Source organism: Bacteroides sp. CACC 737 (assembly GCF_013874375.1).
Lineage (GTDB): Bacteria > Bacteroidota > Bacteroidia > Bacteroidales > Bacteroidaceae > Bacteroides > Bacteroides uniformis.
This window is the reverse complement of sequence record NZ_CP059408.1, coordinates 251977-264501: the sequence shown is the minus strand read 5'-3', so window position 1 is coordinate 264501 and position 12525 is coordinate 251977. Positions and strand designations below refer to the sequence as shown.

The 12525-nt window shown below is 48.4% G+C and carries 12 protein-coding genes; 11 read left to right on the top strand and 1 reads right to left on the bottom strand.

Annotated features, from left to right (window positions below):
* The first annotated feature begins 7 nt into the window (after positions 1-7).
* From H1A11_RS01225 to miaA, 11 genes are all read left to right on the top strand, one after another.
* Positions 8-916, top strand: a complete 909-nt coding sequence (locus H1A11_RS01225) for a YgcG family protein (RefSeq protein WP_117964786.1) — start codon at positions 8-10, stop codon at positions 914-916.
* A 169-nt stretch (positions 917-1085) separates the two neighbouring features.
* Positions 1086-1667: a LemA family protein gene (locus H1A11_RS01220; RefSeq protein ID WP_005835359.1), complete on the top strand. Its 582-nt coding sequence runs from the start codon at positions 1086-1088 to the stop codon at positions 1665-1667.
* Between the two features lie 112 nt (positions 1668-1779).
* Positions 1780-2949: an AIR synthase-related protein gene (locus H1A11_RS01215; protein ID WP_117964788.1), complete on the top strand. Its 1170-nt coding sequence runs from the start codon at positions 1780-1782 to the stop codon at positions 2947-2949.
* A gap of 4 nt (positions 2950-2953) precedes the next feature.
* A complete protein-coding gene (prfA, locus tag H1A11_RS01210) occupies positions 2954-4066 on the top strand; it encodes a peptide chain release factor 1 (protein WP_016272584.1) in 1113 nt (370 codons plus the stop codon).
* A 120-nt stretch (positions 4067-4186) separates the two neighbouring features.
* Positions 4187-5017, top strand: a complete 831-nt coding sequence (gene pyrF, locus H1A11_RS01205) for an orotidine-5'-phosphate decarboxylase (protein ID WP_181757619.1) — start codon at positions 4187-4189, stop codon at positions 5015-5017.
* Positions 5018-5023: 6 nt separating this feature from the next.
* Entirely contained in the window at positions 5024-6250 is a 1227-nt protein-coding gene (locus H1A11_RS01200; RefSeq protein WP_181757618.1) for an HD domain-containing protein, read from the top strand.
* 84 nt (positions 6251-6334) lie between these two features.
* On the top strand, positions 6335-7375 hold the full coding sequence (gene lpxD / locus H1A11_RS01195; RefSeq protein ID WP_117599417.1) for a UDP-3-O-(3-hydroxymyristoyl)glucosamine N-acyltransferase: 1041 nt from the start codon (positions 6335-6337) through the stop codon (positions 7373-7375).
* A gap of 3 nt (positions 7376-7378) precedes the next feature.
* Entirely contained in the window at positions 7379-8764 is a 1386-nt protein-coding gene (locus H1A11_RS01190) for a bifunctional UDP-3-O-[3-hydroxymyristoyl] N-acetylglucosamine deacetylase/3-hydroxyacyl-ACP dehydratase (RefSeq protein WP_005823709.1), read from the top strand.
* 137 nt (positions 8765-8901) lie between these two features.
* The gene (lpxA, locus tag H1A11_RS01185; protein WP_009037103.1) at positions 8902-9678 is read left to right on the top strand and encodes an acyl-ACP--UDP-N-acetylglucosamine O-acyltransferase; all 777 of its coding nucleotides are present in this window, start codon (positions 8902-8904) and stop codon (positions 9676-9678) included.
* 55 nt (positions 9679-9733) lie between these two features.
* On the top strand, positions 9734-10288 hold the full coding sequence (locus H1A11_RS01180) for a hypothetical protein (RefSeq protein WP_057282010.1): 555 nt from the start codon (positions 9734-9736) through the stop codon (positions 10286-10288).
* A gap of 65 nt (positions 10289-10353) precedes the next feature.
* On the top strand, positions 10354-11259 hold the full coding sequence (gene miaA, locus H1A11_RS01175; protein WP_138345063.1) for a tRNA (adenosine(37)-N6)-dimethylallyltransferase MiaA: 906 nt from the start codon (positions 10354-10356) through the stop codon (positions 11257-11259).
* On the opposite strand, the gene H1A11_RS01170 is transcribed toward miaA, so the two are convergent.
* The gene (locus H1A11_RS01170) at positions 11235-12476 is read right to left on the bottom strand and encodes a hypothetical protein (protein ID WP_117964792.1); all 1242 of its coding nucleotides are present in this window, start codon (positions 12474-12476) and stop codon (positions 11235-11237) included. The genes miaA and H1A11_RS01170 overlap by 25 nt on opposite strands.
* Positions 12477-12525: the final 49 nt, after the last annotated feature.

The window sequence follows — 12525 nt, the reverse complement described above, 5'->3', positions numbered from 1 at the left end:
TGGTAATATGAAACGATTTATTTCCATAGCATTCTTCCTGTGCTTGTTCATATCCTTGCAGGCACAAGAAGTCTACACCACTAAGAACATTCCTAAAGTACACCTTCAGGACAAGACGCGTTATGTCTGCAACCCTGCCGACATCTTATCCAAAGAGGCATGTGCCGACATAGACCGCATGCTCTACGCATTGGAGCAGCAGACGGGTATTGAAACGGTAGTTGCCGTTGTTCCCTCCATCGGACAAGAAGACTGTTTTGATTTCTCACACCGGCTGCTCAATGAATGGGGAGTAGGGAAAAAAGAGAAAAACAACGGTCTGGTCATTCTGCTGGTAACCGATCAACGCTGCATCCAGTTTTATACGGGATACGGTTTGGAAGGGGACCTGCCTGACGCCATCTGCAAACGCATACAGACCAAATATATGATTCCCTATCTGAAAGACGGTAATTGGGATGCCGGAATGGTCGCGGGTGTAAAGGCGGTCTGTTCACGTCTTGACGGCACTATGGTGAATGACACGGAAGAGGAGGATGACCTCTCCGTAGGAGGTATCCTACTGGGACTTATCGGTTTCCTCGCAGTGGCATCTATTATAGGCATCCTTGCCCAACGCGCTGCCAACAAATGCCCCAACTGCGGACAACATAAATTGCAACGTAGCAGCAGCATACTCATCTCACGCCGCAATGGAGTGAAAACGGAAGATGTGACCTACACCTGCCGCAATTGCGGACATAAAGTAGTGCGCCGCCAGCAGTCATACGATGAAAACTACCGGGGAGGAGGCGGAGGTGGTCCGGTCATCTTCGGTGGTGGAGGTCTCTTCGGCGGAAGTGGCGGAGGAGGCTTCAGCGGTGGTAGCTTCGGAGGCGGTATGGGAGGTGGCGGTGGAGCCGGTTCCCGGTTCTAACGCCGAGTATGTGTCATCTGTGCGCCATCAACCGTTTTGACACACCTTCGAGGATACTGGAAGAAAATAAAACGTTTACATAGAATATAATTAAATGATTAATAACTGCCTTCCCCTCCTCCCCTCTCTATCGGAGAGGAATCGGAGGTGAGGCCTAAAAATGAAAAGTATGAAGAAATCAACCATTATCATTATCGTTGTTATAGCTCTTCTCGCCATTTGGGGTGTAACCGGCTATAACGGACTCGTAACCATGGACGAAAATGTCAGCGGACAATGGTCGAACGTAGAAACCCAATACCAACGCCGTGCCGACCTGATTCCGAACTTGGTGAATACCGTGAAAGGATATGCCACGCACGAGAAGGAAACACTGGAAGGTGTAGTAGAAGCCCGCAGCAAAGCCACTCAAATCAAAGTGGATGCTGCAGACCTTACTCCGGAAAAGCTGGCTGAATATCAGAAAGCACAAGGTGCGGTGACTTCTGCCCTCGGTAAATTGCTTGCCATCACAGAAAACTATCCGGACTTGAAAGCAAATCAGAATTTCTTGGAACTGCAGGCACAGCTGGAAGGTACGGAAAACCGTATCAACGTAGCACGGACCAACTTCAACAATGCAGCCAAGAACTTCAATACAGCCATTCGCCGTTTCCCAAAAAATATCCTTGCCGGTCTCTTCGGTTTTGAGAAACGAGCTTATTTCGAAGCGGCAGAAGGAGCGGAACAAGCTCCCCAGGTACAATTCTGATAAATACACAACTCTATAGCGAGGCACAAAGGCGAGAAACTTTGTGCCTCGCTTTGTGTTGTAGAAGATTAGATGTATCTTTGCACATTCAATTGAACAAACCTATTATCTCATGAGTAATCAACGATACATGATGCGAGGCGTCAGCGCATCTAAAGAAGATGTGCACAACGCCATCAAGAACATCGACAAAGGTATTTTCCCGCAGGCTTTCTGCAAAATTATCCCCGACATTTTGGGCGGTAACCCGGAGTATTGCAACATTATGCATGCCGATGGAGCAGGCACCAAATCCAGTCTTGCCTATATGTACTGGAAGGAAACCGGCGACCTGGCTGTGTGGAAAGGCATTGCACAAGATGCACTGATTATGAACATCGACGACCTGCTTTGTGTGGGTGCGGTAGACAACATTCTGGTATCCTCTACCATCGGACGTAATAAACTTCTCATCCCCGGCGAAGTAATTTCAGCCATCATCAACGGTACGGACGAACTGCTTGCCGAACTCCGCGAGATGGGCGTAGGCGTTTATGCCACCGGTGGCGAAACAGCCGACGTGGGCGACCTTGTACGTACCATTATCGTAGACTCGACAGTGACCTGCCGCATGAAGCGCTCAGATGTTATAGACAATGCCAATATCCGTCCGGGCGATGTGATTGTTGGTCTGGCATCTTACGGAAAGGCTACTTATGAGAAAGAATACAATGGCGGTATGGGCAGTAACGGACTGACCAGCGCACGCCACGATGTATTCTCCAAATACCTGGCAGAGAAATACCCTGAAAGCTATGACAAGGCTGTACCCGAAGAGCTGGTATACAGTGGCAAGCTAAAACTGACAGACAGTGTCGAAGACAGTCCGCTGGATGCAGGAAAGCTGGTACTTTCCCCCACCCGCACCTACGCACCGGTAGTTAAGAAGCTGCTCGATGCGCTCCGTCCCCAAATCCACGGTATGGTACACTGCTCGGGCGGCGCACAAACCAAGGTACTGCACTTTGTGGGAGACAACTGCCGTGTCATCAAAGACAATCTCTTCCCCGTTCCACCGTTGTTCAAGACCATCAAGGAGCAGAGCGATACGGACTGGAGCGAAATGTACAAGGTGTTCAATATGGGGCATCGCCTGGAAGTGTACCTCTCTCCCGAACATGCAGAAGAGGTGATTGCTATTTCGAAGAGTTTCAACATCGATGCACAGATTGTAGGCCGCGTGGAAGAAAGCGACAAGAAAGAACTGATTATCAAGAGCGAATTCGGAGAGTTCAAGTATTAAATATATGGCAGACAACAATACCATACTCGAAAAGCTGGAAGGGCTTGTCGCCCGCTTCGAAGAAGTGTCGACCTTGATTACAGACCCGGCAGTGATTGCGGACCAGAAGCGTTACGTCAAGCTCACCAAAGAATATAAAGAACTGGGCGACCTGATGAATGCCCGCAAAGAGTACATGCAAGTACTGGGCGGCATAGAAGAAGCCAAAGAAATTATCGCCAACGAAACAGACCAGGAGATGCGGGAAATGGCACGCGAAGAGCTGGATGCCTGCCAAGCCCGCCAACCGGAACTGGAAGAGCAGATAAAGCTGCTGCTCGTCCCCGCCGACCCGCAGGATGGCCGTAATGCCATCCTCGAAATTCGTGGCGGCACGGGTGGTGACGAAGCGGCAATCTTTGCCGGCGACCTCTTCCGCATGTACACCAAGTATTGCGAATCCAAGGGATGGAAAATGGAGATATCCAGCGCTAACGAAGGTGCAGCCGGCGGTTTCAAGGAAATTGTCTGCTCCGTGACGGGCGACAATGTATACGGCACACTGAAATATGAATCGGGCGTGCACCGCGTGCAGCGCGTACCGGCCACAGAAACGCAAGGACGGGTACACACCTCAGCCGCCAGTGTAGCCGTGCTTCCCGAAGCCGAAGAGTTCGACGTAGTTATCAACGAAGGTGAAATCAAGTGGGACACCTTCCGAAGCGGTGGTGCCGGCGGTCAGAACGTGAACAAGGTGGAATCCGGCGTGCGCCTGCGCTACAACTGGAAGAATCCCAACACAGGCATAGTCGAAGAAATCCTCATCGAATGTACCGAGACGCGCGACCAGCCCAAGAACAAGGAACGCGCCCTCTCGCGCCTACGTACCTTCATCTACGACAAGGAACACCAGAAGTACATCGACGATATCGCCTCCAAGCGTAAGACGATGGTCAGTACTGGCGACCGCTCTGCCAAGATACGCACCTACAACTATCCGCAAGGACGCATCACCGACCACCGCATCAACTACACCATTTATAATCTCGCCGCCTTTATGGACGGAGACATCCAAGACTGCATCGACCACCTGATTGTGGCGGAAAATGCAGAAAGGCTGAAAGAGAGCGAGCTGTAAGATAGTTACAAGAAACAAGTGACAAGTAGCTCGTAACTCATAACTAAAAAAACAACCAGCTGCCAGCCCACACGCTATCTCTCGTAGCTCGTAGCTTGTAGCCCGTAACTAAAAAATAATATGAACAAACAGCAATTATTCGAGAACATCAAGCGCAAGAAGTCATTTCTTTGCGTAGGTCTTGACACCGACATCAAGAAAATACCCGAACATCTTCTGAAAGAGGAAGACCCTATATTCGCTTTCAACAAAGCTATCATCGACGCTACTGCCGACCTCTGCATCGCCTACAAGCCCAATCTGGCATTTTATGAGAGTATGGGCGTGAAAGGCTGGATAGCTTTCGAGAAAACCGTAAATTACATCAAGCAGAACTATCCCGACCAATTCATCATTGCCGACGCCAAACGCGGTGACATCGGGAACACCTCTGCCATGTATGCCCGCACCTTCTTCGAAGAGCTGGATATAGATTCCGTAACCGTAGCTCCCTACATGGGCGAAGACAGTGTGACCCCGTTCCTTACGTACGAAGGCAAATGGGTAATCCTGCTTGCGTTGACCAGCAACAAAGGCTCGCACGACTTCCAGCTGACGGAAGACACCAACGGCGAACGCCTCTTCGAAAAAGTGCTCCGCAAATCCCAGGAGTGGGCCAGTGACGAACAGATGATGTACGTAGTAGGCGCCACACAAGGCCGCGCCTTCGAAGATATCCGCAAGATTGTTCCCGAACACTTTCTATTGGTTCCCGGCGTAGGCGCACAAGGCGGCTCCCTGGAAGAAGTCTGCAAGTATGGCATGAACAAGACTTGCGGCCTGATTGTCAACTCCAGCCGTGGCATCATCTACGTGGACAAGACAGAGAACTTCGCCGCCGCCAGCCGAAAAGCAGCCCTAGAAGTGCAGGCACAGATGGCGGAAGAGTTGAAAAAAGTGATTAACGGCTAACGCTTAATGTTCGAAAGAAAGATTATCAACGACCCTGTCTTCGGGTTCATCAACATACCAAAGGGGTTGTTGTACGATGTTGTACGACATCCTCTTTTGCAACGTCTAAACCGTATCAAGCAACTGGGGTTGTCCTCTGTCGTATATCCCGGTGCGCAGCATACACGGTTCCAACACTCTTTGGGAGCCTTCTACCTGATGAGTGAGGCCATCCAGCAACTTGCCACCAAAGGAAACTTTATCTTCGACAGCGAAGCCGAAGCTGTGGAAGCCGCTATCCTGATGCACGACATCGGCCACGGCCCCTTCTCCCACGTACTGGAAAATACTATCGTGCAGGGCGTCTCCCACGAAGACATCTCCTTGATGCTGATGGAACGTATCAACAAGGAAATGAACGGACAGTTGACACTCGCCATTCAAATTTTCAAGGATGAATACCCCAAGCGCTTCCTGCACCAACTGGTAAGCGGGCAACTGGATATGGACCGCCTGGACTACCTGCGCCGCGACAGCTTCTATACCGGAGTGACCGAAGGCAACATTGGCTCCGCCCGCATCATCAAGATGCTGGATGTAAAGGATGACCACCTGGTAGTAGAGTCCAAAGGCATCTATTCTATTGAGAACTTCCTCACCGCCCGCCGCCTGATGTACTGGCAGGTCTACCTGCATAAGACCTCCGTTGCCTACGAGAAAATGCTGATTAGCGCCCTGCTCCGCGCCAAGGAACTGGCAAGCCGCGGCATAGACCTCTTTGCCTCACCCACCTTGAAATTCTTTCTATACAACGACATCAGCCGGGAGGCATTCTACAACAATCCCGAATGTTTGGAGAATTTCATTCAGTTGGACGATAATGACATCTGGACTGCCCTCAAGGTATGGAGCCGCCATTCGGACAAGGTTTTGTCCACCTTGAGCGCCGGCATGATTAACCGAAACATCTTCAAAGTTGAGATTTCTACCGAACCTATTAGTGAGGAACGGAAAAAAGCACTAACTTTGCAAATCAGTGAACAACTGAACATCCCTCTCTCCGAAGCGAGATATTTCATCTCTACCCCCAGCATCGAGAAGAATATGTACGACGAGGCAGATGACAGTATTGACATCCTCTACAACGACGGCAGCATCAAGAATATTGCCGAAGCATCGGATATGCTCAATATCTCTCTTCTGTCCAAGAAAGTAAAAAAATACTACTTATGCTACCAACGTTTGCATAGATAAGTATAAAATATTCACCTCAGGACAAGGAAATATAAAAAAAAAGTCCGTTATTTGCGTTTTGAAACCATCTAACAAGAATAAGACATGGAGTTCTCTGCTAAACAAATTGCAACATTTATCCAAGGAGAAATTGTTGGAGACGAGAATGCTACCGTTCACACCTTTGCGAAAATCGAAGAGGGAATACCGGGAGCCATCTCCTTCCTATCCAACCCCAAATATACCCCCTACATATACGAAACCCAATCAAGCATTGTTCTGGTAAATAAGGACTTTGTTCCGGAACAAGAAGTGAAAGCTACCTTGATTAAAGTGGACAATGCGTATGAAAGTCTTGCTAAATTGCTAAATCTTTATGAGCAAAGTAAACCAAAGCGAGTGGGAATTGACTCTCTGGCATTTGTTGCCGAAACAGCTAAAATTGGCAAGGATGTTTACATTGCGCCTTTTGCCTGCATTGACGAGCATGCAGAGGTGGGAGACAATACGGTCATTCATCCGCACGTCACGATTGGCAGCGGTGCCAAAGTAGGCAATGACTGTATTATTTACGCCAATTCAACCATCTACCACGATTGCCGGGTAGGAAACCACTGTATCCTGCACTCCGGTTGCGTTATCGGTGCAGACGGTTTCGGCTTCGCCCCCACTTCCGAGGGTTATGAAAAAATCCCGCAAATAGGCATTACCATTCTGGAAGACCATGTGGAAATCGGTGCCAACACGTGTGTGGACCGTGCTACTATGGGAGCTACCATCGTACATAGCGGCGTGAAACTGGATAATTTAATCCAGGTGGCACACAACGATGAAATAGGCTCCCACACCGTAATGGCGGCGCAAGTAGGTATAGCAGGTTCTACCAAGATAGGAGAATGGTGCATGTTCGGCGGTCAGGTAGGCATTGCAGGCCATATTCATATTGGCAATAAAGTAAACCTTGGCGCACAGTCTGGTGTTCCCAGTAGCATAAAAGACGGCAGCCAGCTTATCGGCACCCCTCCTATGGAGCTGAAACAATATTTCAAGGCATCCATCGTACAAAGAAGTTTGCCGGAAATGCAAGTGGAGCTACGCCAGCTCCGCAAAGAATTGAATGAACTTAAACAACAATTAAATAAGTAACCAATGTTAAAACAAAAGACTCTGAAAGATAGCTTTTCGCTTAGTGGAAAAGGTCTTCATACGGGACTTGACCTAACCGTTACTTTCAATCCTGCTCCGGATAACCATGGATACAAAATCCAACGTATCGACCTGGAAGGACAGCCAACCTTCGATGCCGTTGCAGACAACGTATCCGAAACTACCCGTGGAACTGTAATCTCCAAAAACGGAGTAAAGGTGAGCACAGTGGAGCATGGTATGGCAGCCCTCTATGCATTGGGTATCGATAACTGCCTGATACAGGTAAACGGACCGGAATTTCCCATTCTGGACGGAAGCGCCCAATATTATGTCAACGAAATAGAGCGCGTAGGCACTGTAGAACAAAATGCCGTAAAAGATTTCTATATCATCAAGTCCAAAATTGAATTCCGTGACGAAACAACCGGCTCTTCCATCATCGTATTGCCGGACGAGAACTTCAGCTTGAATGTATTGGTATCATACGACTCCAACATCCTCCCCAACCAGTTTGCAACGCTGGAAGACATGACGAAGTTCAAGGATGAAATCGCCGCAAGCCGTACTTTCGTGTTTGTACGCGAAATTGAGCCGTTGCTGCAAGCCGGTCTTATCAAGGGCGGCGACCTTGACAATGCGATTGTTATTTACGAACGCGAAATGTCCCAGGAGAACTATGACAAGCTGGCCGATGTGATGGGTGTTCCTCACATGGACGCCAAACAATTGGGATATATCAACCACAAACCTTTGGTGTGGCCCAATGAATGCGCCCGCCACAAGTTGCTCGACGTCATCGGTGACCTGGCTTTGATAGGCAAGCCCATCAAGGGCCGTATCATCGCTACCCGCCCGGGACACACCATCAACAATAAGTTCGCTCGCCAGATGCGCAAGGAAATCCGCCTGCACGAAATACAGGCTCCTACCTACGACTGCAACCGCGAACCGATTATGGATGTAAACCGCATCCGCGAACTTCTGCCTCACCGTTACCCGATGCAATTGGTGGACAAAGTCATAGAAATAGGTGCCAACTACATTGTAGGTGTCAAGAACGTAACTTCCAACGAACCTTTCTTCCAGGGACACTTCCCGCAGGAACCCGTAATGCCCGGTGTATTGCAGATAGAGGCAATGGCACAGACGGGAGGTTTGCTTGTACTGAATTCGGTGGATGAACCGGAACGTTACTCCACCTACTTCATGAAGATTGACGGTGTGAAATTCCGCCAGAAAGTGGTACCGGGAGACACGCTCATCTTCCGTGTAGAGCTGATGGCCCCCATACGCCGCGGCATCTCCACCATGAAAGGTTATGTGTTCGTAGGCGAAAAGGTGGTCTGCGAAGCAGAGTTTATGGCACAAATAGTTAAGAACAAATAAATAGATTTACGATTAGAAGATTTACGATTTACGATTCATATTACCCATAAGAATTATCACCTTCGGGTAAAATCGTATATACAGTAAATCGCAAGTAATCTCAATCGTAAATTGTAAATAGCTAAATCGTAAATAATATGATAAGTCCCTTAGCGTATATTCATCCCGAAGCTAAAATCGGGGAAAACGTAGAAATTGCTCCTTTTGTTTTCATTGACAAGAATGTGGTAATCGGTGATAACAACAAGATTATGGCAAACGCCAACATTCTGTACGGTGCACGCATCGGCAATGGAAACACCATTTTCCCGGGAGCCGTTATCGGTGCCATTCCCCAGGATTTAAAGTTCAGAGGGGAGGAAAGCACTGCTGAAATCGGAGACAACAATATCATACGTGAAAACGTAACTGTCAACCGCGGTACAGCTGCCAAAGGCAGAACCATTGTCGGCAACAACAATCTCTTGATGGAAAGTGTACACGTGGCGCATGATGCCCTAATAGGCAACGGCTGTATCATTGGCAACTCTACAAAAATGGCGGGTGAAATTGTCATCGACGATTATTCCATCATCAGCGCCAATGTACTGATGCACCAATTCTGCCATGTAGGTGGTTACGGCATGATACAGGGCGGCTGCCGTTTCAGCAAGGACATCCCGCCGTACATCATTGCCGGACGCGAGCCTATCTGCTATGCGGGAATCAATGTGGTAGGGTTACGCCGACGCGGCTTCTCCAACGAGACCATCGAGAAAATCCATGATGCCTATCGCATCATCTATCAAGGCGGCCTGAACAATACGGATGCCTTGAAGAAAATCGAGGATGAAATGGAAATGACACCGGAAATAAGCTATATCGTAAACTTTATACGTGAATCAGCCCGCGGCATTATCCCCGCAGGAAAATGAAAAACGTATGATTTACACAAAATCAGAAGTCAGAAATCATAAATTATAAATCATCATGATCTACAGATTTACAATCATCTCTGATGAGGTGGACGATTTTGTCAGAGAAATACAGATAGACCCGGAAGCTACCTTTTATGACTTCCATGAGGCGATTCTAAAGTCGGCAGGCTACACCAACGACCAGATGACTTCTTTCTTCATTTGCGATGATGACTGGGAAAAAGAAAAGGAAATTACGCTGGAAGAAATGGACGACAATCCGGAAATGGACAGTTGGGTGATGAAAGAGACCCAGCTGAGCGAACTGGTTGAAGACGAGAAGCAGAAACTTCTCTATGTATTCGATTATATGACTGAACGCTGCTTCTTCATCGAGCTTTCTGAAATCATTACCGGAAAAGAAATGAAAGGCGCCAAATGCACCAAGAAAGCGGGTGAAGCTCCCAAGCAGACCGTTGACTTTGAAGAAATGGCAGCTGCCGGCGGTTCCCTGGACTTGGACGAAAACTTTTACGGCGACCAAGACTTCGATATGGAAGATTTCGACAAAGAGGGTTTCGGCGGTTTGGACGAAGCCGGGAACTCCTTCGAAGAAGAGAAATATTAAACAGACATTATTCCCCTTCAGAAAGGCGCGGATTGTTATGGTTCGCGCCTAAATTTTATACCCGCATGCACACCCTAATCGTACTTATCGGCCCCACCGGAGTAGGCAAAACAGAATTAAGCCTCCGATTGGCAGAACATTTCCATACTTGTATCGTCTCGGCCGATTCGAGACAACTCTATGCAGATTTAAAGATAGGCACGGCTGCCCCTACACCGGAGCAGCTGCAACGGGTACAGCATCACTTCGTCGGTACCCTGAAGCTGACAGACTATTACAGTGCCGCCCAATACGAAGCGGAAGTAATGAAGCTGCTGGAAGACTTGTTTACAAAGCATAACACCATACTGCTGACCGGAGGCTCAATGATGTATGTAGATGCAGTCTGTAAAGGCATTGACGACATTCCGACCGTAGATGCCGATACACGCCAACTCATGCTGTACAAATACGAAACAGAAGGTCTGGAAAGACTTTGTGCGGAACTTAAGCTGTTGGACCCGGAATATTACAAAATAGTAGATTTGAAAAACCCAAAACGCGTAGTCCATGCTTTGGAAATCTGCTATATGACGGGCAAGACCTACACTTCCTTCCGCACCCAACAAAAGAAAGAACGCCCCTTCCGTATTATCAAAATAGGATTAACGCGTGACCGGGAAGAGCTTTATGAACGCATCAACTGCCGGGTGGACCAAATGGTGGAAGAGGGTTTGGTGGAAGAAGCGCACATGGTCTATCCGCATAAAAGTCTAAATTCCCTAAATACAGTAGGCTACAAAGAAATATTCAAGTACCTGGACGGCGAATGGACATTACCCTTTGCCATTGAGAAGATAAAGCAGAACTCACGCATCTATTCCCGTAAGCAAATGACCTGGTTCAAACGGGACGAGGAAATCCGCTGGTTCCACCCTGAGCAGGAAAGAGAAATACTGGAATACTGTCATTGCTCCATCAAAGGCGTATAAGCCTTTCGGACAAGTGCTTCCACATCTTGATAAAGCTTCTGCATTTCTTGAGAATCAATGCTTCCTTGCTGTCTCCAACTGTCCAACAATGGGCATGTACGGCGAAACACCTCCGCCTCCACCGGAACAAGCTGTTGCATATAGCCGTTATTCTCCATATTGTACAGTTTTTCCCAATTCAGATAACGATTGGTTCCCATCCCCTGATTGTAACAGAAGACATTATTGGAAAGCCGGAGTGACCAATCACTGAGCGGAGCGGCAGCACACGCCTTGTCCCAACATACCATCGAAGGCAGAAATTTATCCGCATCCTTCACCCAAAGTGGCACGGCAATGCCCGTAGGAGAATATCCCAGCATTGTCCACATCGTAGTAAGTTCCGCCTTCTCACCCGGTTTTACGCCCTGCACCACAATGGAACAAGAAGTGCTGTTACGGGGAATAAAATCCTGGTCGACAAACCAACCGGAACCTTGCGGGCGATTAAACTTCCCGCTCCTCAAATCAATATCGAGCATGCAATTGCGGAACGAACGTGAAAGGTCATTGAAGATACCCTGAGGTGTCACCCCACCCGTTGCAGAAGCCTTCATCAATACCCGGTCTGCCTCCATATAGCGTACATAACCCGCTCCCCGGTTCACCTCACCGGCAAAAGAAAAGTTCGTACGGGCAATGTAACCGTAAGGAGCATCTTTCGGATCATTGGCATCATACATCGTATATTTATAGTAATCCACCTCAAACATGGCGGCACCGCCTTTGGCATCAATCACGCCAAAATTGGCTTCTATCAGGCTGGGCTTGGTGATGGTATCAAGAAAATGGCAGAAGTCCTCCACCGTGGCACAAACCTCCAAAGCACGGTAGATAATCCTCCCGTTGGCGGCACCCCGTTCTTCCCCATCTTTCACTTCCACCAGATTGTAGGATTGGGTGTTCATCAAGGCAAAGCCGGCGGAATTGGTACCGACCCATGCCTCCTTCAAATCAGGGAAATTGTCACTATTCACATCGGCAATGAAGTCATACTTCTCACCTTTCACATAAGCTACATGATTTCGCAGATAGTCCGTATCACGGTTTTTCCATAGCAACGGACGGCCGTCAAGAGTAACCTTTCCGGAAACGACGGCAGATGTACAAGCCAGAACCGGCTCGGCAAAAGTGAGCGCAGCAAGCAGTCCCAATATTAAAAAAAGATGTTTTATCATAACCTTCCCCTTCCTTAGATTTATATTCGCAAAGGTATGATAATCTGTG